This is a genomic window from Glaciimonas sp. PAMC28666 (assembly GCF_016917355.1).
In the GTDB taxonomy this organism is placed as follows: domain Bacteria; phylum Pseudomonadota; class Gammaproteobacteria; order Burkholderiales; family Burkholderiaceae_D; genus Glaciimonas.
In genome coordinates, this window is sequence record NZ_CP070304.1 from 3,448,259 (window position 1) to 3,474,199 (window position 25,941).

The 25,941-nt window shown below is 52.4% G+C and carries 27 protein-coding genes; 19 read left to right on the forward strand and 8 right to left on the reverse strand.

The annotated features are described in order from the left end of the window. Nucleotides 1-143 precede the first annotated feature (143 nt). From argF to JQN73_RS14800, 3 genes are all read right to left on the reverse strand, one after another. On the reverse strand, nucleotides 144-1,061 hold the full coding sequence (gene argF / locus JQN73_RS14790) for an ornithine carbamoyltransferase (RefSeq protein ID WP_205319627.1): 918 nt from the start codon (nucleotides 1,059-1,061) through the stop codon (nucleotides 144-146). Between the two features lie 130 nt (nucleotides 1,062-1,191). Continuing rightward, the gene (rsgA, locus tag JQN73_RS14795; RefSeq protein WP_205319628.1) at nucleotides 1,192-2,154 is read right to left on the reverse strand and encodes a ribosome small subunit-dependent GTPase A; all 963 of its coding nucleotides are present in this window, start codon (nucleotides 2,152-2,154) and stop codon (nucleotides 1,192-1,194) included. Next, nucleotides 2,147-3,439 (reverse strand): M48 family metallopeptidase, encoded by a 1,293-nt coding sequence (locus JQN73_RS14800; RefSeq protein WP_205319629.1) that lies wholly within the window; start codon nucleotides 3,437-3,439, stop codon nucleotides 2,147-2,149. The genes rsgA and JQN73_RS14800 overlap by 8 nt, the downstream gene beginning before the upstream one ends. A gap of 77 nt (nucleotides 3,440-3,516) precedes the next feature. Between JQN73_RS14800 and orn the strand changes: the two genes are divergently transcribed. Continuing rightward, nucleotides 3,517-4,113 carry an oligoribonuclease gene (orn, locus tag JQN73_RS14805; protein WP_205319630.1) on the forward strand — a complete coding sequence of 199 codons (597 nt, stop codon included), beginning with the start codon at nucleotides 3,517-3,519 and terminating at the stop codon, nucleotides 4,111-4,113. 162 nt (nucleotides 4,114-4,275) lie between these two features. On the opposite strand, the gene JQN73_RS14810 is transcribed toward orn, so the two are convergent. Further along, nucleotides 4,276-4,974, reverse strand: coding sequence for a UPF0149 family protein (locus tag JQN73_RS14810; RefSeq protein WP_205319631.1), 699 nt, complete (start codon nucleotides 4,972-4,974; stop codon nucleotides 4,276-4,278). Between the two features lie 150 nt (nucleotides 4,975-5,124). Next, nucleotides 5,125-5,583, reverse strand: a complete 459-nt coding sequence (locus JQN73_RS14815; protein ID WP_205319632.1) for a diguanylate cyclase — start codon at nucleotides 5,581-5,583, stop codon at nucleotides 5,125-5,127. Between the two features lie 217 nt (nucleotides 5,584-5,800). On the opposite strand from JQN73_RS14815, the gene JQN73_RS14820 reads away from it, so the two are divergent. Together JQN73_RS14820 and JQN73_RS14825 are read left to right on the forward strand one after the other, a co-directional pair. Beyond that, the gene (locus JQN73_RS14820; RefSeq protein ID WP_205319633.1) at nucleotides 5,801-6,793 is read left to right on the forward strand and encodes a serine/threonine protein kinase; all 993 of its coding nucleotides are present in this window, start codon (nucleotides 5,801-5,803) and stop codon (nucleotides 6,791-6,793) included. 54 nt (nucleotides 6,794-6,847) lie between these two features. After that, the gene (locus JQN73_RS14825; RefSeq protein ID WP_205319634.1) at nucleotides 6,848-7,867 is read left to right on the forward strand and encodes a DUF2891 domain-containing protein; all 1,020 of its coding nucleotides are present in this window, start codon (nucleotides 6,848-6,850) and stop codon (nucleotides 7,865-7,867) included. A 170-nt stretch (nucleotides 7,868-8,037) separates the two neighbouring features. Here the strand turns inward: JQN73_RS14825 and JQN73_RS14830 are convergent, their stop codons facing one another. Further along, complete coding sequence (locus tag JQN73_RS14830) at nucleotides 8,038-8,367, reverse strand: multidrug efflux SMR transporter (RefSeq protein ID WP_205319635.1); 330 nt, start codon at nucleotides 8,365-8,367, stop codon at nucleotides 8,038-8,040. Nucleotides 8,368-8,658: 291 nt separating this feature from the next. Then, nucleotides 8,659-9,552 carry a LysR family transcriptional regulator gene (locus tag JQN73_RS14835; RefSeq protein WP_205319636.1) on the reverse strand — a complete coding sequence of 298 codons (894 nt, stop codon included), beginning with the start codon at nucleotides 9,550-9,552 and terminating at the stop codon, nucleotides 8,659-8,661. Between the two features lie 134 nt (nucleotides 9,553-9,686). On the opposite strand from JQN73_RS14835, the gene JQN73_RS14840 reads away from it, so the two are divergent. The 10 genes from JQN73_RS14840 (at nucleotide 9,687) to JQN73_RS14885 (ending at nucleotide 19,145) form a co-directional block, all read left to right on the forward strand. Further along, the gene (locus JQN73_RS14840) at nucleotides 9,687-10,430 is read left to right on the forward strand and encodes an SDR family oxidoreductase (RefSeq protein WP_205319637.1); all 744 of its coding nucleotides are present in this window, start codon (nucleotides 9,687-9,689) and stop codon (nucleotides 10,428-10,430) included. A gap of 391 nt (nucleotides 10,431-10,821) precedes the next feature. Then, complete coding sequence (locus JQN73_RS14845; RefSeq protein ID WP_205319638.1) at nucleotides 10,822-11,391, forward strand: RNA polymerase factor sigma-70; 570 nt, start codon at nucleotides 10,822-10,824, stop codon at nucleotides 11,389-11,391. A 117-nt stretch (nucleotides 11,392-11,508) separates the two neighbouring features. After that, on the forward strand, nucleotides 11,509-11,769 hold the full coding sequence (locus tag JQN73_RS14850; protein ID WP_205319639.1) for an MbtH family NRPS accessory protein: 261 nt from the start codon (nucleotides 11,509-11,511) through the stop codon (nucleotides 11,767-11,769). A gap of 6 nt (nucleotides 11,770-11,775) precedes the next feature. Beyond that, complete coding sequence (locus tag JQN73_RS14855) at nucleotides 11,776-12,516, forward strand: thioesterase II family protein (protein ID WP_205319640.1); 741 nt, start codon at nucleotides 11,776-11,778, stop codon at nucleotides 12,514-12,516. Then, nucleotides 12,513-13,277 (forward strand): 4'-phosphopantetheinyl transferase superfamily protein, encoded by a 765-nt coding sequence (locus tag JQN73_RS14860; protein WP_205319641.1) that lies wholly within the window; start codon nucleotides 12,513-12,515, stop codon nucleotides 13,275-13,277. The genes JQN73_RS14855 and JQN73_RS14860 overlap by 4 nt, the downstream gene beginning before the upstream one ends. Nucleotides 13,278-13,306: 29 nt before the next feature. Further along, the gene (locus JQN73_RS14865; RefSeq protein ID WP_205319642.1) at nucleotides 13,307-14,284 is read left to right on the forward strand and encodes a TauD/TfdA family dioxygenase; all 978 of its coding nucleotides are present in this window, start codon (nucleotides 13,307-13,309) and stop codon (nucleotides 14,282-14,284) included. 76 nt (nucleotides 14,285-14,360) lie between these two features. Then, nucleotides 14,361-15,317, forward strand: coding sequence for an ABC transporter ATP-binding protein (locus tag JQN73_RS14870; RefSeq protein WP_205319643.1), 957 nt, complete (start codon nucleotides 14,361-14,363; stop codon nucleotides 15,315-15,317). Beyond that, nucleotides 15,314-17,362: an iron ABC transporter permease gene (locus JQN73_RS14875; RefSeq protein ID WP_205319644.1), complete on the forward strand. Its 2,049-nt coding sequence runs from the start codon at nucleotides 15,314-15,316 to the stop codon at nucleotides 17,360-17,362. Before JQN73_RS14870 ends, JQN73_RS14875 begins: the two co-directional genes overlap by 4 nt. Then, nucleotides 17,359-18,192 carry a siderophore-iron reductase FhuF gene (gene fhuF / locus JQN73_RS14880; protein ID WP_205319645.1) on the forward strand — a complete coding sequence of 278 codons (834 nt, stop codon included), beginning with the start codon at nucleotides 17,359-17,361 and terminating at the stop codon, nucleotides 18,190-18,192. Before JQN73_RS14875 ends, fhuF begins: the two co-directional genes overlap by 4 nt. An 86-nt stretch (nucleotides 18,193-18,278) precedes the next feature. Further along, nucleotides 18,279-19,145 (forward strand): ABC transporter substrate-binding protein, encoded by an 867-nt coding sequence (locus JQN73_RS14885; protein WP_240162280.1) that lies wholly within the window; start codon nucleotides 18,279-18,281, stop codon nucleotides 19,143-19,145. A 52-nt stretch (nucleotides 19,146-19,197) separates the two neighbouring features. Here the strand turns inward: JQN73_RS14885 and JQN73_RS14890 are convergent, their stop codons facing one another. After that, nucleotides 19,198-20,130: a LysR family transcriptional regulator gene (locus JQN73_RS14890; RefSeq protein ID WP_205319646.1), complete on the reverse strand. Its 933-nt coding sequence runs from the start codon at nucleotides 20,128-20,130 to the stop codon at nucleotides 19,198-19,200. Between the two features lie 114 nt (nucleotides 20,131-20,244). On the opposite strand from JQN73_RS14890, the gene araD1 reads away from it, so the two are divergent. From araD1 to JQN73_RS14920, 6 genes are all read left to right on the forward strand, one after another. Then, the gene (araD1, locus tag JQN73_RS14895) at nucleotides 20,245-21,246 is read left to right on the forward strand and encodes an AraD1 family protein (protein ID WP_205319647.1); all 1,002 of its coding nucleotides are present in this window, start codon (nucleotides 20,245-20,247) and stop codon (nucleotides 21,244-21,246) included. Nucleotides 21,247-21,353: 107 nt separating this feature from the next. Next, nucleotides 21,354-22,037 carry an amino acid ABC transporter permease gene (locus tag JQN73_RS14900; RefSeq protein ID WP_205319648.1) on the forward strand — a complete coding sequence of 228 codons (684 nt, stop codon included), beginning with the start codon at nucleotides 21,354-21,356 and terminating at the stop codon, nucleotides 22,035-22,037. A 24-nt stretch (nucleotides 22,038-22,061) separates the two neighbouring features. Continuing rightward, nucleotides 22,062-22,706, forward strand: a complete 645-nt coding sequence (locus JQN73_RS14905) for an amino acid ABC transporter permease (RefSeq protein WP_205319649.1) — start codon at nucleotides 22,062-22,064, stop codon at nucleotides 22,704-22,706. A gap of 15 nt (nucleotides 22,707-22,721) precedes the next feature. Next, a complete protein-coding gene (locus JQN73_RS14910; RefSeq protein WP_205319650.1) occupies nucleotides 22,722-23,450 on the forward strand; it encodes an amino acid ABC transporter ATP-binding protein in 729 nt (242 codons plus the stop codon). Between the two features lie 37 nt (nucleotides 23,451-23,487). Next, on the forward strand, nucleotides 23,488-24,285 hold the full coding sequence (locus tag JQN73_RS14915; RefSeq protein ID WP_205319651.1) for a transporter substrate-binding domain-containing protein: 798 nt from the start codon (nucleotides 23,488-23,490) through the stop codon (nucleotides 24,283-24,285). A gap of 31 nt (nucleotides 24,286-24,316) precedes the next feature. Then, the gene (locus tag JQN73_RS14920; protein WP_205319652.1) at nucleotides 24,317-25,903 is read left to right on the forward strand and encodes a UxaA family hydrolase; all 1,587 of its coding nucleotides are present in this window, start codon (nucleotides 24,317-24,319) and stop codon (nucleotides 25,901-25,903) included. Nucleotides 25,904-25,941 lie beyond the last annotated feature (38 nt).

Sequence of the window (25,941 nt, forward strand, 5' to 3'; positions counted from 1 at the left end):
ATGTTAGTTTAAGTTGTTACCTTAACTACTTATTAAGGTAATCACTAAGTTGCTGGCTGATGCTGCAGGTTGCCATAGGTAAAGTGATGACCGTTCAGATAAACCAGCAATCACCTCTGATAATGAAAATGGCAACGTGGTTTTCAGGTATCGAGTTTTCCTACTACCAGATATTCCAGGAGTGCCTTCTGTACGTGCAATCGATTTTCAGCCTCATCCCAAACGACCGATTGCGGGCCGTCAATCACCTCGGCAGACACCTCTTCACCCCGATGCGCAGGAAGACAATGCATGAAGAGGGCATTCGGCTGCGCACGTGACATTTTGGCCTGATCCACGATCCAGCCATCGAACGCCTTCAGGCGCGCATTGTTTTCGGCTTCGTACCCCATACTGGTCCAGACGTCCGTCGTCACCAAATGGGCACCTACGCAGGCATCCGATGGATTGTCGAACACGGTGTACTGGGCGCTGTCAGCGGTGACCAGCGTCGGATCGAGTTCGTAGCCTTTGGGGGTTGAGATATTGACGTGGAAACCAAATACCTGCGCCGCTTGTAGCCATGAATACAGCATGTTGTTCGCATCGCCGATCCAGGTCACCGTTTTGCCAGTGATGGAACCACGTTGTTCAACATAGGTGAAAACGTCGGCCAGAACCTGACACGGATGATATTCGTTCGTCAGGCCGTTAATCACAGGCACGCGTGAATTGGCAGCAAAACGCTCAATGATGTCCTGGCCGAAGGTGCGGATCATGATCACATCGCACATGCGCGACATGACCTGACCAGCGTCTTCGACCGGCTCACCGCGTCCGAGCTGACTGTCACGTGTATTGAGATAAATCGCAGCGCCGCCGAGCTGATGCATGCCTGCTTCGAACGACAAACGGGTGCGGGTCGAGTTTTTCTCGAACACCATAACCAGCGTGCGGTCCAGAAGAGGATGATGCGGCTCATAGTTCTTGAACTTACGCTTGATGATGCGAGTACGTTCAATGATGTACTCGTATTCTTCCAGCGTAAAGTCGGAAAACTGCAGGTAGTGTTTGATTGCCATAAATGAAAATGGCGGCCAGTGGTTGAACTGCCGCCCAAGTTTCTAACCCGTTCAATTATAAGGGATTTTGCTTAAAAAGATACCTACGGAAAAGGTCTAAACATGCGTAAACAAGGCTTAATAACGGGATTCAATACAGCGTTTGCGATGATTCATGCAACAACTGTTTGTAGAGCTGATGCCGCATCGGTGCAATTTTTCCCTCCTGCACCGCTTCCAGCACTGCGCAATTCGGCTCTATCAGATGATGGCAGTTATAAAACTTACACTTTCCAAGGAACGGTTCGAACTCCCGAAATGCCCGCTCCAGCATCCCTTCGCTGAGTTGGTAGAGGCCAAACTCCTGAAATCCCGGCGAATCGATAATATACGTTTCGTCGTGCTTCGCTGGATTGACTTCATATAACCGCGTGAAGGTGGTCGTGTGCTTGCCGGTATCCAGTGCGGCCGATATTTCCCGTGTGGCAATATCAGCATCAGGCACAATCAGATTAATGATTGAAGACTTTCCCATTCCCGACTGCCCGATCAGGATCGTCGACTGGTTTTCCAGCAGCGGCATTAAAGTGGCACAGGTCTGCTCTGGCGCACCCATCGCAGATACTTCATGTATCGGATAGCCTAGCTTGGCATAAGGTTGCAGCCGCTCACGCGTCCTCGGCAAGGAGGCGGCAATGTCGGTTTTGTTCAAAATAATGTGGGCCGCGACGCCAGCGGCCTCAGCTGCCACCAGTGCACGCGAAATCAAATCATCGGTAAACCCCGGTTCGGTTGCCACCACAATGAATAGTTGTGAAACGTTGGCGGCCAGCAACTTTGATTTGTACTGATCCGAACGATATAACAGGCTACGGCGTTCGCCGAGGGATTCGATCACGGCCTGATTTTTGGAGGTCATGTTCAGATTGACCTTGTCGCCGACAGCAACGTCGCTCTTCTTGCCGCGTGTCACGCAGTGCAGCTTTAGCGACTCTCCATCCACGAGCGCCTGCACCAGATAATGGCGACCGTGGGCGGCGATGACCACGCCGACCGCATTGGCGATCCCGATTTTTGCTGCTTTACCCGGCTTGGGTTTGTAATGATCAACCATTAAATGTCACCGGTTCTAATTTAGTGGCAAGTAATCGGTTGATCCGGACCGTGGCTGGCGGATGTGAATCGTAAAACGCGGAATGCAATGGATCGGGGGTAAGCGTCGAAGCGTTGTCTTCGTACAATTTCACTAGCGCCGCGACCAGATCGTCCGCATTGGTATATTTAGCGGCAAATGCATCGGCCTCAAATTCGTGCTTGCGCGATGTGATCGACGACAGGGGTGACAGCATGAACGTAAAAATGGGCAGCGCCAGCATGAACAAAATCAAAGCCATGGCGTTATTGTTCGATAGATCGGTGAGCAACAGTGGAATCACGCCAAGCCCGGTAAAAAACCATAATTGCTGTTTCAAATACCCGAGCAACGCCAGAAAGACCAGGGAAACTGCAAAAATCACGACGATTCGCTTAACGATGTGTTTGAGTTTGAAATGTCCCAGTTCATGCGCCAGCACCGCTTCGATTTCATGTGGTGCCAGACGCGCCAATAGCGTATCGAAAAAAACGATGCGCTTGCTGGCGCCAAAGCCAGAGAAATAAGCATTGCCGTGCGCACTGCGCTTGGAACCATCCATGACGAACAGTCCTTTGGAAGCAAAGCCGACGCGCTGCATCAAGCCTTCGATCCGCGAGCGCAAGCTGTCGTCGGTCAATGGCGTAAACTTATTGAACAACGGTGCGATGACCGTGGGAAACAGAATCAACATCAATAATTGAAAGCCACTCCAGACCAGCCACGCGTAAAACCACCAGATGTCGCCGGATTTTTCCATCAGTAACAGAATCACCCAGATTAACGGTAGACCAATCGCAGCGCCAAGCAGGGTGCTTTTTAGCAAATCGGCAAAGAACAACTTGTGCGTCATTTTGTTGAAACCGTAGCGCGCTTCGAGGACAAATTGCTTATAGTAAGCAATTGGCAGGTCGATTGCGCCGGAAATCAGGGCGAAAGCGACCACTAAGCCCATTTGGTACAGCATGCCAGAGCCGGTCCAGCCAAACACCGTGGCCGATATCCATTGCAAACCGCCTAACAGCGTGAAGCAGATCAACAGGACTGCACTCACCAATAAAGTAAAAAGACTGAATTTGGTCTTGGCGACGGTATAGTCCGCTGCCTTTTGATGCGCTGAAAGTTGAATTTTTTCAACGAATTCAGCTGGCACTGCGCTACGATGCGCAATGACGTGACGAATCTGCCGCGAACCGAGCCAAAAGCGCACAGATAAGCTTGTTGCTAAAAAAACTATAAATAATACTGAAAATGCAAATGAAGACATGTTGTCCCTATGTGAGAAAATACGCGGCTGATGACAAACTTAATCGCGTTTCCCAATAAATCGTAAAGAGAACAATTATGTCACAAGCTATCGATTCATCGACACCATCCGCGCCCGTTGAGGCACCATTACGTCCGAATGAATTCAATCTGATCTGGGTTGATATGGAAATGACCGGTCTTGACCCTGATGCAGAACGCATTATTGAGGTAGCGGTGGTCGTCACCGACCCGCAACTAAATATTTTGGCCGAAGGGCCGGTTTTCGCTATTCATCAGTCGGACGCTTTTCTGGATGGCATGGATGCATGGAACAAAGGAACCCACGGGCGCTCGGGCTTGATTGAACGCGTAAAAACGTCCACCGTGACCGAAGCGGAAGCCGAAACCGAGCTGATCGCCTTCTTGCGCAAATATGTCCCAAACGGTAAATCGCCGATGTGCGGCAACACCATTTGTCAGGATCGCCGCTTCATGGCGCGCGGTATGCCGAAGCTGGAGGCGTTCTTCCACTATCGTAATCTGGATGTATCGACATTAAAAGAATTGTGCAAACGCTGGAAGCCTGAGTTGGCCAGTGGCTTTAAGAAACATCAAAAGCACACCGCGCTAGCCGATATTCTTGAGTCGATTGAAGAGTTGAAATACTACCGTGAACATTTCATCAAGGAGTAAGCAGGCTTATCTGCGACGGCTTGCGGTGATTTTTGCGCCGATCTTTGTTATAACGGCAGTCTCTAATAAAAGATTATCGCTTTAATAAAAAACGTCACCTTTTCCGCTATCGGAAGGTGACGTTTTATTATCTGGCGCCTACGCAATCGATGCTCAAGATGCTTATTCTTCCGCCAGCCCAGCGCCGCAGCATTTCTTGAATTTTTTGCCACTGCCACAGCCGCACAGGTCGTTGCGTCCAACTTTAGGCGTTTCGCGCTGGATCGTTTTGACTGCAGATTTACGGTTTGGCAGCCAATAACGATAAATTTCCAGAATTGCAGCTTCGACCTCAACGGTTAATTTATGCCGCTTGACCGGATCTTCGCGCAGCAGCATTTCCTCTTCTTCCAGCTCGTCGGCACCCAACAAATAAATCGGCCGTACGACCGTAGAAAGATTTGACGTCCAGATCGGCTCCCATGCCTGGGGCCGTAAGTTGATACCTTCCCAAAACCCCCACGTCCACGCTTCGCCATCGAGCAACGGCTTACCTTCATGCTCAAATTCGCAGAATAACGGTTCGTATTCTTTTGGCGCCACTTCAAGTGTTACCGCGATCTCGTTCATATAGCGCGCGATCAGACCGACGGTGCGCTCGAATTCTTTGTCGGATTTGAACTTTGGCGCGTCGTTCAGCGACGGTCCCCAGACATGCGGCAACCATTCACCCAGCAAAATTTGCTCGGGCCCAATCACCAGCGCCGTCAAATACCCGTGCAGCGTGTCCATCGTCATGCTTTCTTCGCCGCAACGGTCGGAAAGCAAAAAGTCGTCTAATTCATCAAATTCTTTATCTGATAGCGGTTCGTCTAGTTCCATCGTGATGCCTATAAAATGTATGTGTAAAGTGCGCGATGGCGGATTTTACGATTGAAATGGGTTAAATCTGCAAAAAGCGTCAAAAACAATCAAATGCGCCGCCTGCCTTGATTTGCTCAAGCGCAAGCGGAGATTGCCGTAGATAGTGCTTTAGCTAGTCTCTTCTTCAAAATTAAGCTCAATACCGTTACCTGCGGGATCTTTTAAGAAAATCTGGGTTTGTCGCGTTAACGGTACCACCACAATTTTGTGCGGAATTTGACGGGTGGCCAGTCGGGCAATCATCTCTGCCTGATTCACGCAGGTGAATGCAGCATGGTCAAACGTGGTGGGTCTTGTATTTTTTGCATCTGCCAACAGGTCGTCGGTGGCTACTTCGCTGAGTACCTCACTCAAGCCCTCACTCACTTCTCCGCTTGCGACCGCAGCCATCGCCTGACTCAAGTGCAAAATCGGACGACCGCCAGCGTAAAGCCAAAATCCCACACTACTAAAAGCCGGACGCGGCCCTACGTCCAGGCCCACCACGTCGCAATAAAAATCCCTGAGTATAATCATCAGGTCGTGGGGCGCGCGAAGGTTGTAATGATTTAGGCCGATAACTGGCATGGAAAAATTCCTGTGGGTTTTGCTTCGTAGACAACGGTCATGCTTTCTCCGTAGCCAAATTTTACGCCGGTTCAAGACTGCCGTTATGGTTTCTCGCATCGTGCAGAAATGTTGGTCAACAAGTTGTGTCAGCTGCCAGAAAAAAATAAACAAATATCTGAAATATTTGAACGTGACGAAGCAGGGCGGGATGAGATTGCAGCTTACAATAGTCACCATGAACCTACTCACACCCGCATCATTTTCTACTTTGACCCCGGACACCGTGCTCGACGCGCTCGACAGCATTGGCTTGCATGGGGACGGTCGACTGTTGGCACTTAATAGCTATGAAAACCGGGTATATCAGATCGGGATGGACGACGGCCCTCCGCTGGTAGCAAAATTTTATCGACCGCAGCGCTGGAGTGACGCCGCTATTCTGGAAGAGCATGCGTTTGTGGAAGAACTGGTAGAACGAGAAATTCCGGTGGTGCCAGCTTCTGCTAGCAAAGATGGCAATACTTTACATCAATTCCATGGCTTTAGATTCGCTGTCTTTCCACGTCACGGCGGTCGTTCGCCGGAGTTGGAGGACAGCGCGACGCTGGAATGGCTCGGGCGCTTTTTAGGGCGTATCCATTCTGTCGGTCAGCTAAAAACTTTCCAGCACCGACCTACGCTCAACATCACCACATTCGGGATCGAACCAAGCACTTATTTATTGAGTAGCGGCTTTGTGCCGGAAGATTTGCTGGCCGCGTATCGCAGCATCGTGGCGCAGGCACTGGAAGGCGTGCAACGTTGCTTTGATCGCGCCGGTGATGTTGGCACGCTGCGGTTGCATGGCGATTGCCATGGCAGTAACGTTCTGTGGACCGATGCAGGGCCGCACTTTGTCGATTTTGATGATAGCCGCATGGGTCCGGCTGTGCAGGACTTATGGATGCTATTGTCCGGTGAGCGGCACGATATGGTGCGGCAGTTATCCGATCTATTAGCCGGGTACGAGGATTTTTGCGATTTCGATCCGCGTGAACTACATTTGATCGAAGCATTGCGGACCTTGCGGCTGATTCACTATTCGGCATGGATTGCGAGACGTTGGGATGATCCTGCATTTGCGGTGGCATTCCCCTGGTTTAACACGCAGCGCTATTGGCAGGATCGGGTGCTGGAACTGCGCGAGCAGATTGCTTTGATGGATGAGCAACCGTTGTGGCCCGCGTAAGTTAAAGCCGGGTTATTTCCAGCGATGATTTAGAAGATTAATTGCAGATAAATAATGACAGCAAACAGACAAGTACTCACCCCCGCATTGGCATCTCAATTTGCCAAAATGGTCCTCGGCCATCTGACGCAGGAATACCCAAATAAGTTAACACATGCACTGGATAATGCCGAAGATGTAAAAAGTCCGCGTGCTCTCTATCCGATTTTTTACGGTAGTTATGACTGGCATTCTTGCGTGCATGGCTACTGGTTGCTGGTGCGATTATTGACACGTTATCCGACGTTACCGGAAGCCTCAACCATCCGCGCAGTATTCGATCAACAGCTGACTGACGAGAATGTAAAGGGTGAACTGGCCTATCTGACGTCTCCGTCACGTGCTGGATTTGAACGTCCCTATGGATGGGGGTGGTTGTTGGCATTGCAGTCCGCACTTAACAAACTTGATACAGCAGAAGGCAAACGTTGGGCGCAAACGCTCGCCCCCTTGGCAGATGCGTTTGTTGAACGCTTTCTCAATTTTTTACCAAAAGCAACCTATCCGGTGCGCGTCGGCACGCATTTTAATACCGCCTTTGCGATGACCCTGGCATTGGAATATGCGCGCTCAGCGGGAAACCAACAGTTGGAAGCCTTGATAGACGAAACGGCACGGCGTTGGCATGCAAAAGATATAGCCTGTCAGGCCTGGGAGCCTAGCGGCGATGAGTTTTTATCCCCGGCACTGATGGAAGCCGAATTGATGCACCAGGTATTGCCCGCTGCCGAGTTTGCTATCTGGTTCAGCGCATTTTTGCCCCATCTGGCGCAGCGTGAACCGGCCACCTTATTTGTGCCAGCGACCGTGACCGACCGCAGTGACGGCAAGATTGCGCATCTCGACGGGCTTAATTTTAGTCGTGCCTGGTGCCAGCGTTCTCTGGCAGGTGCGTTGCCGGTTGACGATGCGCGAAAATCGGTCCTGTTGGATGCAGCAGATTGCCATTTCGAAAGCGCCATTGCGCATGTTTCGGGAGATTACATGGGCGAGCATTGGTTAGGTACTTTCGCTCTGTTGGCGTTGGAAGCTTGACAGTTGATGATTCAGTTGATGATTGAGTTGATGAGTGAGTCGATAAATGAGCTCAATAAATGAGCTCAATAAATGAACTCAATAAATGAACTCAATAAATGAGCCAATAAATGCGCAGGTCTAAGTCGGTGCACCTGGTCACACCGACTCAACCCGAATGACATCTAGTATCAATGCGCGACCGACTTAGAAAAGACATTTAGCACCACTACCCCCGCCACAATCAAGCCAATGCCAATCAATGCCGCGGTGTCCAGCGTTTGCTTAAACACTAACCAGCCAATCAACGCAATCAGCGCAATACCGACGCCCGACCACATCGCGTAGACAATAGCGACTGGCAACGAGCGTAGCGTCAGTGATAAAAAATAAAACGCGATAAGATAGCCGGTGATGACAACGATTGAAGGCATCAAGCGCGTGAACTCTGCGCTCGCTTTTAGCGCACTGGTGGCGATCACCTCGGCGACGATAGCGATTCCTAAATAGAGCCAGTGCATTTTTTCCTTTAATGCCAGCGTTGGCATGATGGCGCATCGGTCGAATAAAAATAGGTAAATTGGACGATTTCTACTTTGTCGGGATAACGGTTCGGATACCAAATGGTGACACCCAATTTTCAAAACGTACGCACGTAAAAAAAGAGTTAAGTCCCGTCATTCATCGCTTGCAGCTTGTTGATCATAGCGGAAAAAATGCTGAACCGCCCCAGTCGAACGACGCATTCTTGTGAAAATACGGCAAGCGAACAGGTCAAGATGGTTATCGTATCCATGCAGTCGGCCCCCAATTTACTCCTCTGAAAGTGCAGCAATGATTGCGTCGAATACGAGCCTGATCCTCGCGGAGACCGGACCACGCTGCGGTCGATAGACAAACAGTCCCCAAGGATCGGGAGCGAGCTTTTCCATCACTGCTACCAGTTGCCCGGTAGCGATCAGCTTTTCCACCAAAAATCCCGGTATCTGACCATATGCAAGGCCAGATAACACCGCGGCCAGTTCGGCTTCAGCATCGTCGCAGATGAAGCGTGCGCTGGTCGGATTAGCTTGTTGACCACCGGCGAACAGCCATGGCCATAGTCGCCCTGTATCCCGATCGAACATCGCCGTAGTGGGAAGTGCGTTCAAGTCTTCGACGTGTCTGGGATCGCCGTGGCGGGCGAAAAGCTCGGGCGTAGCAACCACATGAAATCGGACTTTGGCGACCTGCCGCGCAACGAAACGGCTATCACGCAAAAAGCCCATTCGTACCCCGATATCGATTTTTTCGCTGACCACATCTGCATGCCGGTCATTTAGGCGAAGATCAAAGCGCAGTTGCGGATGTTGGTTGGCAATACGGGTAAGCGCGGGTAGCAATAGCTGACGCCCTAACACGCTGGGTGCGGTCAAGGTTACCAGTCCTTCCAAATCCGATTCGCTGGTTTCATCGGCACTGGTAAACAAACCGTCCAATTGCGCCACGCTCTGACGGGCACGCGTCGCCAGCATTTCGCCGTAAGCTGTGATTTGAATATTGCGGGTATTCCGATGGAAAAGTAGTTCGCCTTGTAGCCGTTCCAATTCGCGCACCGCTCGTGTCACCGCCTGAGGTGAAATGCCGAGTTTGATTGCCGCTTCTTTAAAACTGACCGCGTCCGCCGCAATGCAGAAGATGCGCAACATTTCGAGTCGATTTAACATCTGCCCTAACTATTCCAGAGAATGGAATTATGAAGTGAGGTATTAATCATTTACTGGCAGATTGTATCCCAGGATACTTGATGCAATGCAATAGCCTGACTTTTCAATGACCTTTGACTTAAGGAGTATCAAAAATGAATCAAAATATCCAAGGTAAAGTAGTGGTGATCACAGGGGCAAGCAGTGGTTTAGGGGAAGCAACCGCCCGCCACCTTGCAGCGCTGGGAGCCTCCGTGGTGCTCGGTGCAAGACGGCTGGATAAGCTGACACAGATTGCTGCAGAAATTCGCACCGCGGGTGGAAAAGTGGAGATGGCGGCCACAGACGTTACGCGCGCGCTCGAAGTACAGGCTTTGATCGACCTCGCAGTGCGTAGTTACGGACGGGTAGACGTGCTAGTCAACAATGCCGGTTTAATGGCTATTGCGCCGATGAGCGAGATCAAGGTCGATGAATGGGATCGGATGATCGACATTAATATCAAAGGCGTGCTCTATGGCATTGCCGCGGTATTACCGATCTTTCAAAAGCAGCAAAGCGGCCATTTCATCAACATTGCATCGGTGGCAGGAATTAAAGTGTTCAGTCCCGGCGGCACTGTGTACAGCGGCACCAAGTTTGCAGTACACGCTATTTCCGAAGGTTTGCGGCATGAGGTCGGTGGCGCGATTCGCACCACAACCATTTCGCCAGGAGCAGTTGATACAGAACTCAAATCAGGTAGTTCGCACGCTGCCAGCGCCGCAGCGGTCAATGATTTTTATCAGATAGCGATTCCGGCAGATTCCGTTGCGCGGGCTATTGCGTACGCGATTGAACAACCCCCTGGCGTCGACATCAATGAAATAGTCCTGCGTCCGACAACGCAAGACTTTTAATTTAAGCTTGGAACAATACACTGATCGAAAAATCATTTTTTATGGGATATTTGCTGTGATGAATAGGCTCCTGGAAATCAAATGATCCGCGCGTAAATAATTACCGGAAAATTATAATTCACAAAAATAGTGGCGCGAAAGCGCCGCTATTTTTTTTTCATCACCAACGTCTGCTTCACCGGCGAAGGGAAAATTGCAAAAATTGGCATGCCAAAATAAAACAAAAAATCAATCATGCTGGTCTCCGTCAGGCCTTGCCATGTGATCAATATTTATCTAATAATCAATCAGATTGAAGCGGTAAGTATTGCCATATGCCAATTTTATATTGAGAATGATTCGCATTTGCTTTATAGTCTCCATTCCAGCCATTGCAGAACGGAGCAAGAACATGGGGTCGAAAAAGCAGTCGGAAGCAATTACCGGCGATGCAGGAGTAGCTACAGTGTTGATTGCTAACCGACATCTGCTGGTGAATATTGCCACAGGAATAACCGGCTGCCGCTGTCGCGCCGAAGATGTGGTGCAGGATGTTTATATTAAAGTGAGCGAGGGCGTAGCCCTCCCTGTCATGCGCCAGCCGTTAGCCTATTTGATGCGGATGGTGCGTAATCTGGCGATAGATCATTACCGCCGCAGAACCTTTGAACGTCGCCTCACCACCAACGAGGAAGAGGGCTATGACGTGCCATCGCCGCACGCAGGACCAGAGGCAAATGTCATTCTTCGCGATATGTTGCAACATGTCTCTGATGCGCTATCTACCTTACCCAAGCGCACGCGTACCGCATTCGAAATGGTGCGCATCGGTGATTTCACCCTGCAAGAAACGGCGCGCGAACTCAAGGTGTCGCAAACTCTGGTCCATTTCATGGTGCGTGATGCAACTACGCATTGCTTGAATTGCGTGCAAGGTGCCCGTGCGCTATTGCGGGAGCCGTCTTTGGCATGCAGAGGCTAATCTGACCCGGCACCTTGGCGTAAGCGAGATTTCAATTTCAAGGTAAATAAAAATCCCGCTCATTCGTCTATAAGAAAATGGCCGGCTATTTGCCGCGTTGGTTTAAGGAGAGTTGAGATGAGTTTTGACAGCGCAGACACACATTTTCGGGTTGTGGCGAATCACGAAGAGCAATATTCGATCTGGCCCGATTACAAGGAAATGCCATTGGGTTGGCGCGAAACCGGTTTTAGCGGCAACAAGCAAGCATGCCTGACGCATATCGAAGAAGTCTGGATCGATCTGCGCCCGCTAAGTTTGCGCCAGCATCTGGCGGCGCAATCAGCCCAATCAGCTCAATCGGCGCAATCGCCACAATCGCCACCAGCGACTAATTGACGATAAATGAAATCAATTGCACCCATCACGCTGTTCTGTTTTCCGCATGCCGGCGCCAGCGCGCATGTGTATGCGCAATGGCAACGGTTATTGCCGCAGTGGGTGACGGTGCGACCGATTGAGTTGCCCGGGCGCGGCGAGCGCTCGCGTGAGTCACTGATTGAAGATTTCAGCGTGTTGACAAAAAAACTGACTGATGAACTTTTCGAAGCAGCATGCGCTACGCGACGTTACGCTTTATTTGGGCATAGTCTGGGCGGTTTGATCGCTTTTGAATTGGCCTATGCGCTAACTGAACGCGGTGCACCTGCACCAGCGGCGCTGTTTGTTTCAGGCGTGTCGGGTCCTATAGAAAAAGATCAGCGTGAAGCAAAGGAATTTCCTGAGCCGCCAACTGACGCACAATTGATGGAGCGGCTACGCCGCCTGAATGGCATGCCGACAGCGCTTCTGGAAAACGCTGAACTGATCGAAATGGTCTTGCCGGTGCTTAGTGCTGACTATCATTTGTATGCGAGTTATCGGCGACCTCAGCGCGCACCACTGAATTGTCCGATTTATGCATTTGGCGGAACGCATGACCCGATTGTTTCGAGCGCGGCCTTACAAACCTGGGAGTGCGAAACGACGGCGCAATTCAGCACCGAGATGTTTGATGGCGATCACTTTTTTATCCGTGATCACGAAACCGTTTTGCTGCAGCGTCTGGAATTCTTTTCAGCGCTCTGTGCGATGGAAGCCGCTTGACGCAGGAACAGACGCGCTGTTTCGAACTGACATCAGCCACAGAGTTGTTTGGCGGAAAAGTCCGATATTGGCAAGTGCGGTTGAACCTGATGCAAGAACCCGACAGCGCTACGCTACAGGCGTTGTCGCCCAACGAACGAAGCGAAATGATGCGTTTCCGTCAACGCGAAGATCGTGTGCGGTTTGCCGGGGTACGCGCCGCGTTGTGGAAAGTTTTGCAGATCGGGTACAGGATAAACAGAGACCCAAACCGAGACCAGCTTGCAGGGATACAACGTGACCAGTTTGGTAAGCCCCGGTTGGTTACCTCTTCGGGGCAGGCACTTATCGTCAGCCTTACGTTTAATGTTTCTCACTCCGGTTCATATGGGCTGATTGCTGTGTCCCAGTGTGGGCAGGTAGGGGTGGATATCGAAAGAACCTCCCAGATCAATGTGACGGATTTAGCACCGCTCATCTGTACATCGTCCGAATGTGACCGGCTAGCCGCGCTGGAACAGAGTGAAGCGGGAGCAGCGTTTTATCGTTTATGGGTCGGCAAGGAAGCCGCCCTCAAGGCGGTCGGTGTGGGCATTGGTGACGATCACATGCGGATGATTTCTATTGGCAAAGAGGGACGGATAAGCGTGACGGAAGAGGGGGCTGAAAACGGTATTTTTTCGTTTGATCCAGCGATGCTGACGGTGCAATCGATAGCCGTCAATGACGGTTATCACGCAGCCATCGCCATGTTAATCAATCCTTCGCACCCCCCTCTTTAGCGATTTATCTAGTCCGTAATCTGGAGTTTATGAGCATGCAAATACAACCTATTAACACCAGCGACCTTTGTGTAGAAGATGGCTTTCCGCTTAAGGTAAGCCCCCTCGTTCACGGCACAAGCGTGCAAGATATGTTGCCGCAGTTGCATGCGCTGGTGACGGCGCGCTTGCCCGAAGTGGGCGCCATTTTATTTAGCGGATTTTCCGTTGGCGGAGCCGAAGCATTTCAACAATTTGCCGCCTCGTTCGGACATCCGCTCCTGAACTACGAATTTGGCTCGACCCCTCGCAGCAAGGTAAGCGGTGGTATCTATACTTCGACCGAATACCCTGCACATCAACATATTCCCCTGCATAACGAGCAAGCCTATACCAGCGAATGGCCGATGAAAATCTGGTTCTATTGCGATATCGCCGCAGAGAGTGGCGGCGAAACCCCGATTGCCGACAGTCGTGCGGTATATCGCGATATCGCGCCAGAAATACGCCAGCGCTTTATCGACAAAGGTTTAATGTACGTGCGCAATTATGGCAATGGACTGGACTTGCCGTGGCAGCGGGTTTTCAATACAGAGAGCACGTCGGAAGTCGAGGCTTATTGTCACCAGCACGCCATTGCATTTGAATGGTCTGATGATGGCGATTTGCGCACCAGTCAACGCTGTCAAGGCGTAGGACTGCATCCGACCACGGGCGATGCAGTATGGTTCAACCAGGCCCACCTGTTTCATATTTCGACATTGGCACCCGATATGCGGGAAATATTGTTGGATAGTGTGGGTGAAGAAAATCTCCCGCGCAATGTGTACTACGGCGACGGCACTCCTATCACGGAGGAAGAACTGGATCACGTACGTGCTGTATTGGAGAGGCACAAAGTAGCATTTCCATGGAAACAAGGTGACGTCCTCATGCTCGACAATATGTTGGCAGCGCATGCACGCGCCCCTTTCAAAGGGCCGCGCAAAGTGATGGTGGCGATGGCCGAAGGGCATGGCGCTCGCTGAACGGCCTTTTTAAACTGCGCATGACGGCGCTCGAGATATCTCAGATTGACCATTAATTAGTATCAATAGGAACGGCATGACCTCCCCATTCACCTCTTCGTCTGTCGATCCGACCAAAACCCTGGCATTATCAGCGCACAATATTTCCGTCTCGTATCAAAATCATGTTGTATTCAAGGCCTTGAATCTGAATATCGCACCGGGAAAAATTACCGCGTTATGCGGGCCGAACGGTTGTGGGAAAAGCACTTTGCTGCGCAGTCTCGCTGGCTTGCAACCGGTAACCGAGGGAGATATCAACCTTAAGGGTCGTCCTTTAGCATCTTACAAGCGTCGTGAACTGGCGCAAACGCTGACCATGCTGGCCCAGTTCAATCAGATTCCCGAGGGACTGACGGTGGCCGAACTGGTTGCCTATGGCCGCTACGCATTCGGCTCTATTTTTTCCGGCCCCTCGAACGCTGATCGTGCTGCGGTGCTGGACGCATTAACTGCGACCGGTCTGCAGGATTATGCCGATCGGCAGGTGACCGCGCTATCGGGTGGCGAACGACAACGTGCCTGGATCGCCATGGCGCTGGCGCAAGAATGCGAAATACTCCTTCTCGACGAACCGACGACTTATCTGGATATTCACCATCAGATTGATGTATTACGTGCGTTGCGGCACCTTAACCGGGAGCGTGGTTTAACCATCGTCTGGGTCTTGCATGAGCTCAATCAAGCCGCTGCCTTTAGCGACCATATCGTGCTGATGCGCGCAGGACAAATTTTGCATCAGGGTTCGCCCGACGCCATGATCGATCCGATCTGCCTTTCAGAAACATTCGGTCTGCCGATGATGCGTCTCAATCATCCCGAAAGCGGCGAACCAGTGTGCTTGCCATCCTATCGCTCGCCTGGGGAAGCCGCCGATGCAGTTTGCGTCGCCGAAAACCTCAACGAAGATGCCAATGAAGACGTCAATGAAGACGCCAATAAGGTTCACATCCAGCAAGACAATAAAGACAGCATTTCAGCTTACGCAGCATGAATAGTCTGACCGCCAACACGTCGCTATGCTGGTCTTTTAGTTTTAGAGGCGCAAGGGCAATTCGGCTGACGGTGGTCGGCTTACTTTGTGTCCTGATGTTGGCCGCACTCCGTTTGTGGCCTGACATCAATGCGGTATTGCAATCGGATATCACCACACCTGATGGTCAGGTCGCGCGTCTGCTTTTATATGAATTGCGCTTGCCGCGGGTTTTGGCAGCGCTGGTCGCTGGCGCTGCACTCGGCTTATCCGGCACGCTATTTCAGGCGCTCACCCGCAATCCGTTAGCTGCGCCAGATTTATTAGGTGTCAACGGTGGGGCGCAACTCGGCGTTTTCGCCGCGATCATGGTGCCTGCGTTGGGCGGTGTGGCGAACGTGCCGTTGTTGTTTGGCTGCGGCTTGTTGGCGGCGCTATTGGCGATGGTAGCGGCGGGCGGTTGGCGGGTATCTGCGTTACAACTGATTATTGCCGGCACCGCCTGTTCACTCCTTTTTTCAGCCATCACCATGATGCTGTTGACAATGTTTGAAGACGATATCGCCAGTGTCGCGCTGTGGAGCAACGGTGTATTGTATCAACCCGGTGCCGGAGGACTTATCACGGTCATCAAATGGCTGATAGTTCCATTGGTCGTTTTGCCGTGGTTGTTGCGTCCGTTAGAAGTCAGCACGCTCGGCGATGATGGTGCGCGTATGCTCGGCGTACCGTTGCGACCGATGCGTTTCGTAACGATGATCACCGCAACCATGTTCGCCGCCGCTGCAGTCAGCGTAGCGGGGCCGATGGGCTTTGTCGGATTGATCGCGCCCAATCTGATACGCGCCGCAGGCGTGCACAGACTCCGTTCGCTGGTACCGCTTGCCGCAATATGGGGCGGCTGCATTCTGCTCGCGGCCGACAGTTTGGTGCTGGCGTTGAAGTTGGACGCAACCGTTTCCACCGGCGTGATGATCGCCGTCATCGGCACGCCGTTGTTGTTGCTATTGATTCATCGCAAACGCATGCTGGCAGGCGCGCAGGCGGAAGGGAAGGCCACCCTGCGCGTCAATGTATCGTTTCGGACTTGCCTGTTGTTAGGTGCGGCCGTGTTGCTTGCGTTGGCCGCCTTTGCCGTTGCCTACGGCAATGCGTGGCTTGGTCCGCTACATTGGTGGAATGCAGCAGCCGGTAACGATCCTGTCGCCCGGCTATTAATTGACTTACGCTTGTCACGCGTGCTGACCGCCATGCTGGCTGGCGCATTGTTGGCTGGCAGTGGAACGCTATTACAAAGCGTCGTCCGTAATCCGCTTGCGGGGCCGGAAGTGCTGGGGATTACCCAAGGTGCCGGTCTGGCGGTGTTGCTGGCGTTGGTAGCATCGCCGATGATCTCGCGTCCCGCAATGTTCGCTGCATCATTAGTCGGTGGTGCCACCGTTTTGCTGGTTATACTCTTGCTTAACCGTCGCCACCACCTCGCTCCATTGCCGGTAGCACTGACCGGCATTGCTCTAGGGGCCATGTGCGCGGCGCTCTCGCAATGGCTGATCGTTGAAAACAGTGTCCAGCAAGCGCGCTTCCTGGTGTGGCTGGTGGGCGGCACGTATGGCCGCAGCGCTACCGATGCTACGTCATTATTGCCATGGCTATTACTGACCATTCCAATGATCTACTGGCTGGCACGTCCACTGGATTTACTGGCTTTGGGCGAGCAAAGCGCCGCTGCCCTCGGCGTGCCGGTCACCGCATTACGACTAGTGGCGCTCGGACTGGCCACTTTGCTAGCCTGCGCCGCAGTTGCCGTGGTGGGGCCGGTCGCCTTTGTGGGTTTAATGACGCCCCATCTGGCCCGTATGTTAGGTTTTCATCCACATCGGCGGCGGCTACCGATTGCCATGCTACTTGGCGCTATCCTGCTCGGATCGGCCGATGTGTTGGGCCGCAGCCTGCTCGCGCCGATTGAAATACCGGCTGGCGTGATGACGGCATTGATTGGTGCGCCCTACCTGCTTGGCATGCTCACATTCAGCCGTCGCAAGCGCTCAGCGCGAGGCAGACCATGAACGCCGCCTTCGACGATCTTGTTGGAGCAACTGGTGGATCCAACCCAGCACCAACCTGTTTAGCCAAATCGGTACCGATCGCGTTCGCTCCCCACTGCCGTAGCGTCTGGTTTGGTTGCCATCCAGTCGTTAAAGGGACCAGCATGCTGGTCCCCGCTAACCGGCTCACTGAACATTTGGTATTGCTCATCAACGCGATGCAGCAGCATTACGCGGGTGACGACGTACGCGCACTGATATCGCAATGGAGCAAATATTATTTCAGCTTGATTATTCCGGCCGCAGTGGTTGCTGCGCGGGTGTTGCGCCGTCCGCTGCATATGGCGCTGGAGGCCAGTATGCTGGTATTGCGCAATGGCATGCCGCATACGCTGTGGCTGCCGGCCGATGCGCTTGGCGTCATTAATGATGATCCGCTGGTGCGATATCGCTCGCTATGCGTAGAACATCTCGCGCCGCAAATTGCCGCGATTTCGGCTGCCGCAAAAATTCCCGCGCGCGTGTTGTGGAGTAACGTTGGCAACTCACTGGAATATGCCTTGTCTACGCTGGCGGTTGACGACAATACCGCGCCAGATATTGCCTTTCTGTTTGAACGTCAGGCATTTTTTGATACCAGTCATCCCAACCCGTTATACCGTGCGATTCGCTATGTGCGACCGGTGTCAGCGCAACTGCCCGATCCGATGCGCGTTCGGCGCATTTGCTGCTTACGCAATCAATTACCGGGAGAGCAAATGCTGTGTTCAAGTTGCCCCTTACTCCTCAACCTCAAAGCGCCATTGCTCGCTGAGCAAATACAATTGATGAAACAAGGTGACGACGCGTGATGCAGTTTCTTCGAAAAGTTTTCCTTCTATTCAGTAGTTGCCTAATTTTGGCGTCGGCGCAGGCCGTTGCATCGGACCAGATCGGCATGCGCAGCGCCGTCTTACCTGATCACCCAAAGCGCATAGTCGTCCTTGAATTCTTATTTGCCGAGTCTCTCGCCGCGCTCGACCTCACGCCGGTTGGCATGGTCGATCCCGATCGCTATCGTGAATGGATCGGCTACGATAATCCGCGCTTTAGTCAGGTCGTCGATATCGGCACGCGGCAGCAGCCAAGCCTGGAAGCCATTGCCCGACTCAAGCCCGACCTGATCGTCGGCGTCACGTTTCGACACGCGGCATTATTCGATGCCTTCGAACGTATCGCCCCGACTGTCCTGTTCAACTTCAACGCAACCGACCACCATGTCAATCAGCTCGATCACGCACTCAAACTTTTTGACACGTTTGCCATTATTACGGGTCGCGCTGCTGCAGGTAAGAAAGTAGAGCAGAATGTACAAACGGCTTTAGCCTCCGACCGCGCCCGTCTGGTCGCAGCCGGGCTGGCCGGTAAGCGTCTGGCGGTATTACAGGAACTGGGTCTGCAAGATATGTATTGGGCCTACGCCTCCAACAGTATGGCTGGTGGCATTGCCCTAAAGCTAGGGTTGTCGCTTTGGCCCAACTGGCCCACAAAAGAAGGAACAACGTTTGTCTCGTCGGAAGACCTTCTCAAGCAAAGTGACATGCACGTGTTGATGATCAGCGCCACCGGCCCGGAGGTCGGCTTAGCTCAAAAGCTCAACTCGCCAATCTGGCGCTACGTCCCGGCACGTCGCGCCGGGCATGTAGCGCTTGTGGCGCGCAATATATGGGGATTCGGCGGCCCGATGTCAGCGATTAAGTTGTCACATCAACTGACAGAGGCGATGCTGGCGGCTGGGCGGGGCGACGCGCCGTCGATCAGATAGTGGTCGTAAACCATTTTGCGGGACTGGGTGCAGGTAACAAAACGAAGCTGAATCAATGCACCAGATTCCTGTCCCGCAATAGCTGAATAAACTGGTCGGCGGCAGGCGAAAGGGTTCCGCCTTTTCTAGTGACGATGCCGAAAGTCTGGTATTTCGATTGCAACTTCAGCGGCAAAATACGCACCATTTGATGTGCGACAAATAACTTCGCCACATCCGTCGGCAATAAAGCGACCAGGTCTGTACTTCGCTGCAGGATCGTCACTGTCACGAAGGTAGAGGCGGTCGCAATCTGATTTGACGGCATGCTAATGCCAGCCAGATCCATTTCCCTTTGCAGCAGCGAGTGCAGCGGCATGTGACCTGGATAAACCAGCCATCGATGATCCTTTAGGTCCTTAAGTGTCAACTCCTCCTCGAATGGCGGGTGCGCATAACCAACTACCACCGAAATCGACTCATCTCCCAAGGGCTGATAGTGATATTTGGATGGCTGATCGCTTACGCTTGCCCGACCTATCACCAGATCCAGTCGCCCGTCGTCCAGCATCGAAAGCATACGCAAACTAGTATCTTCTACAACTTCGATAGAAAGATTGGGCTGTCTGGTATGTAGCCAGTTGAGAATAGGCACGAGCACTTCCGGGACCGCCCCCATGATCGTGCCCACCGCTAGCCGCCCACCTCTGCCAGATCTTATTTCGGCAATATCGTGGCACAAAGAAGTCAGGTCAGACGCCATCAGCCGCGCATAGCGAATGATGCAATGCCCAAACTGGTTAGGAAGCATGCCGGTTTTGGAACGTTCAAACAGTGGCGCTTCAAACATCGATTCGAGCTCGTGGAGCACCTTGCTCGCCGCCGACTGCGTCATCGACAGAACGCCCGCCGCTTTATGTAGCGACTTATGGTCATCGAGCGCAATCAACAGGTGAAGTTGCTTCATGCGCAAGCGGGACATCAGCACATCAATAGTATTTTTCATGTGAGTCGTAAAAGTTATCACGAGATGGAAACAATTCAATATACATCAAGTATGCCGTCCCCTATAGTCGCTGCACAAACAAAAAAATAGACAACGGCTGCTGGAGACAACAATATGAGACTGATCCAATTTCTGGACAATGAAGAGCGTCGTCGCGTCGGTATCGTGCACACCGGTTCCGACCTGGTGCACATTGTCAATAACGTTCACGCAACCCGGCAGCTCGCTCTGGCCGCTATTTCCGACGGCGTCAGCCTTGAAGCAAAAATCGCCGCCCTTGGTCATACGCCTGGTGGATCTTATAAGGCCGTTCTCGCGGAATCTCGTATTCTGGTCCCGCTCGACCATGAAGCTGATCCCGCACACTGCCTGATCAGCGGCACCGGGCTGACCCATCTGGGTAGCGCTTCCCTGCGCGACGCCATGCACCACGATCAGGTGCCCCATGAAGCAATGACCGACTCGATGCGGGTTTTTAAATGGGGCCTGGAAGGTGGGCGGCCGCGCTCGGGAACTCCCGGAGTGCAGCCAGAATGGTTCTACAAGGGCGACGGCGCCACACTCGTTCATCCTGGCCGCACGATTCCGGTTCCCGATTTTGCGGAAGACGCAGGCGAAGAACCCGAACTGACCGGGTTGTATGTCATCGGTGCCGACTGCAAGCCTTACCGGCTTGGTTTCGCAATCGGTAACGAGTTTTCCGATCACATCATGGAACGGCGCAATTACCTTTACCTCGCACATTCCAAATTACGCTACTGCTCCTTTGGTCCGGAACTGAACGTCGGCACTTTGCCGAGCGATCTATCCGGATTCAGCCGCATTCATCGCGACGGGAAATTGCTGTGGGAGAAGCGTTTTCTGACTGGTGAAAAGAATATGAGTCACACCATAGAAAACCTTGAATATCATCATTTCAAATATGCGCAATTCTTACGCCCAGGCGATGTACACGTCCACTTCTTCGGGTCCGCCACCATTTCTTTTGCAGACGGCATAGCGACGCGAGAGGGCGATACCTTTGAAATTAGTTTGCCCGCATTCGGCGCGCCTTTGTGCAATTCCTTCGAACGTACCAGCGGGCATGTCAGTGCAGGCGGCGTTTTACAGCTCTAATACAGCTCTAATTTATAGCTCTAGTTAATAGCTCTAACTTACAGCGCGAATAAAAAAAGGTGCTGCCTATCCAGCATAGTGGACAGCGCCAGACAGGAGATAACACCATGGATTACCAGTTCGACTTTAGTTTTTTGCTCAATAACTGGCGCGACATACTTGACGGCGTCTGGCTCACCGTGCGCATGTCCGCCGTCAGTATTGTACTGGGCGTCATGTTCGGCGCTGCCTTTGCGGTGGTCCGTGTGTATGGCCCACGATGGGCTGCGAAGACGGTTGCCTGGTATGTCGACATCATCAGGAACACGCCATTGGTGATCCAGGCGTTCTGGATTTTCTTCGGGCTAGCCGCTTTACAGTTTCGTGTTCCCGCGTTGACAGCGGCTATTTTTGCTTTGGTCGTCAATGTTGTGGCGTACACCACAGAAATAATTCGCGCTGGCATTGAGTCGATTCCAAAAGGCCAACTTGAAGCTGCCGAGTGTCTGGGACTGCCGCGCTGGCGCGTCATTTTGCACGTCATTCTTCCGCAAGCGATTGAGAAGATGTATCCGTCTCTGATTAGCCAGTGCGTATTGATGATGTTAGCGACCTCGATCATGTCGCAGATTTCTGCCGAGGAATTGACGGCGATTGGCTATCGGATTCAGTCCGAGACTTTCCGAGGCTTCGAAATATATATCGTGCTCGCCGTAGTTTATCTGGCGTTGTCGTGGCTGTTACGTTTGATCATGGAACAAGGGGCCTATTATGCATTCCCCAGACGCCGTCGTCTTAACGCTAATCGTTAATCTGAACTGCCTGAGGAAAACAAAATGCAAGGACTGACGATCGACCATATTTTTTTCATCTTCAAAGGCGCGGGGTGGACAATCATTTTGTCTGCAATGGGCTTTATCGGCGGCACGATTCTTGGCCTGCCTATTGCGCTGGCGCGCAGCAGCCGCAATAAATGGATACGCCGGATTAGCGGGTTCGTGGTGCAAGTGGTACAAGGAATTCCATTGCCCGTCATTATGTTTGTTGTTTATTTCGGCATCAGCGTGGCCGGCTTTGACCTGCCCGCCATCGTTGCCGCCGGACTCGCCTTGACCGCCTATGCCGGCGCCTACCTGGGGGAGATCTGGAAAGGCTGCATTCAAGCCGTACCGCGGACCCAATGGGAAGCCGCCGACTGCCTTGCGCTCACACCTTTGCAGACCGCTGCTTTCGTGATTCTGCCCCAGGCCGCCCGAATTGCCGTCCCGCCCACGGTCGGGTTTCTGGTGCAGATTGTAAAAAATTCATCCTACGCGGTGGTGATTGGCGTCTTCGACCTGACCTACTCATCAAGAGTCGTTAACAATTCCACGTTTGAACCGTTTCTAGTATTCACCATTGCCGCCATCATTTACTTCGCAATGTGTTATCCGCTTTCCAGCCTCGCCTCCAGGCTTGAGCGGAAATTCAAAAAAAGCTAATAGGGAGACAGGCAAATGAACAGCATCGTCCATTTCGACAAAGTGCGTAAATCGTTTGGCAGCACCGAAATATTAAAAGGCGTCAGCTTTGACGTTCAAAAGGGCCAGGTCGTTGCGCTGATCGGCCGCAGCGGATCTGGAAAAAGTACAGCACTGCGCTGCATTAACGGACTGGAAAATATCAACGAGGGTACGCTCAAGGTATGCGGCCGCGATATGCACCAGGGCAAGATCGACTTGCATACCCTGCGCAAGGATGTCGGTATCGTGTTCCAAAGCTATAACCTGTTCCCGCACCTGACGGTAGAAGAAAACATTACATTGGCCCCACGTAAAGTGAACCGTCTGAGTAGCGTCGAAGCACGGGATATTGCCAGGGACGTTTTGCGCAAAGTAGGTCTCGAAGACAAGGCTGGTGCGTATCCGGAACAACTATCCGGCGGTCAACAACAGCGCGTCGCCATTGCGCGCTCACTTGCCATGAAACCAAAACTGATGCTTTTTGACGAGGTCACATCGGCGTTGGACCCGGAGCTTACCGGCGAGGTATTGAAGGTGATTGAAAATCTGGCTGCCGACGGCATGACGATGGTGTTGGTAACGCATGAAATGCATTTCGCCCGCAACGTTGCAGACCAAATTCTTTTTATGCATGACGGCGTTGTCTGGGAACGCGGAAACGGCGACATGCTCAAGCAACCCGAGACAGCAGAACTGACCCAATTTGTAGGTAGTGGATTTTAATAAAACGGCCGTGAGACCGATAACAAGGAGTGAGACCATGAAGAAACGTAGTGTTGTATCCGCCAGCCTGTTGGCGCTTTGCCTGTTGACTCTTTCGTCATTTTCTACAGCCGATACGCTAGAAAATATTCATCAGCGCAAGAAAATCCTGATTGCCGTCGATATCGGCGCGCCGCCCTACGGGATGCTGGACGGCAAAGCCAGGCAAAGCGGTTCCGACATTGAAACCGCCCAGCTTCTCGCCAAAGATCTCGGGGTAGAACTTGAAGTTGTCCCGGTCTCCGGACCTAACCGTGTTCCTTTTCTTCTGACCAAAAAAGCCGACTTGGTGATCGCCTCTTTTTCCATCACCGATGCGCGTAAGAAGGTCATTGATTTTTCTAATCCGTACGGCGTAATTCAAGTTGTGGTTGGCGGCCCGGTCAAACAAAAAATTGGCGCGTTCACTGACCTGATCGGGAAAACTGTGGCTGTCACCCGAGGAACCACCAGCGACATGGAGCTAACTCTTGGCGTGAAAGAAATCTCTGGCGTGAACATTGTCCGTTATGAAGATGACGCGACCACCAACACTGCGGTGTCGACCGGACAGCAAGACTATATCGCCGCAGCGATGAGTGTGATTCCGGCAGTCAAAAAAGCCAATCCGTCGCGCGATGTCGAAACGAAATTTATCATGAAGACTTTCCCACTCGGTATCGGTATCCGAAAGAACGATCCTGAATTGAGAGCGTATCTGGATAAATGGGTCCAGATCAATCTTAAAAACGGCAAGCTGAACGACATTTACAAAAAATATTTTGGCGTCTCGCTTCCTGCCGACATGCTTAACTAAACTGGATTAACTAGACTGGACTTATTCTGACATGCCTGATATAAAAAATTTGATAAGCCCTGCTGCTGCAACGTCGGCTGCAGCACCAGCGAATGCAGCCCATGCGGTGAGACTGCACGCGGAAGATGACGTTGTAATCGCACGCAGCCAGCTGGTGGGTGGCACGGTCCTGGCCGGCGAAGATGTTCGCGTCTCCGGCTTGATACCCTCTGGCCATAAAGTAGCGGTTCGGCAGATTGAACAAGGCCAGGCAGTCAGACGTTACGGGCAAATTATCGGCTTTGCCAGCCGTACGATTCTGCCCGGCGAGCATGTGCATACCCATAATCTGGTCATGGGTGAATTTGTCCGTGATTATGCATTCTGCGTCGATGCAAAACCCACTGTGTTGAAAGAGACACCGGCGACGTTTGACGGCATCGTTCGCGCCAACGGTCGGGTTGCCACCCGCAACTATATTGGGATACTGACGTCCGTTAATTGCTCCGCCACTGTGGCAAGGGCGATCGCGGATCGCTTTCGCAGGGATATTTTTCCAGAAGCGTTGCGCGCATTTCCGAATGTCGATGGCGTGGTGGCGCTGACCCACGGTGCTGGTTGCGCCGTTGACCCGGAGGGCGAAGGACTGGCCATGCTCCAGCGCACTTTGGGCGGCTATGCAAACCATCCAAATTTTGCCGGCGTGTTAGTCATCGGCCTTGGCTGCGAAACTAACCAGATCTCCAGAATCATGGAAACCCAAGGTCTGGTCGAAGCCGATTTTCTTAAAACGTTCAATATTCAGGAAACCGGCGGAACCGCCAAAACCATTGCGCATGGTGTCGACCTCATCAATCAGATGCTGGCTGAAGCCAACCGGGTTCACCGCCAACCGGTGCCCGCAAGCCATCTGGTGGTCGGTTTGCAATGCGGCGGCTCGGATGGCTATTCGGGCATCTCGGCCAATCCATCCCTGGGCGCTGCCGTCGATCTGCTGGTCCAGAACGGCGGGACCGCAATCCTGTCCGAAACACCAGAAATCTATGGAGCTGAACATCTGTTGACACGCCGTGCCGTCAGTCGCGAGATTGGTGAAAAGCTGGTCAGCCGGATTCACTGGTGGGAAGAATACTGTGCCAGGAACAACGCTGCGATGAACAACAATCCCTCGGCTGGAAACAAGGCAGGTGGACTAACCACGGTGCTGGAAAAATCTCTGGGCGGGATTGCCAAAGGCGGCAATACCAATCTGGTCGAGGTCTACGAATACGCTGAACCGGTGAAGGCCCGCGGCCTGGTTTTTATGGACACTCCGGGTTATGACCCGATATCCGCTACCGGTCAGGTAGCCGGCGGGGCAAATCTCATCTGCTTCACCACGGGACGCGGCTCCGCTTACGGTTGCGCACCTACCCCATCCCTGAAAATTGCGACCAACAATGCGCTCTGGAAGCGCCAGCAAGAAGACATGGATCTGAACTGCGGCACCATTCTTACCGGTGAATCCACCATCGAAGAAAAAGGCAGAGAGCTGTTTCAGCTGATGCTCGACACTGCCTCCGGCAAACGTAGCTGCAGCGAGACACACGGATATGGACAAAACGAATTTGTGCCATGGCAAATTGGCGCGATCACCTGATGGTTAACTTCTTCGATTTCATCTGAAAGACGAGGAAT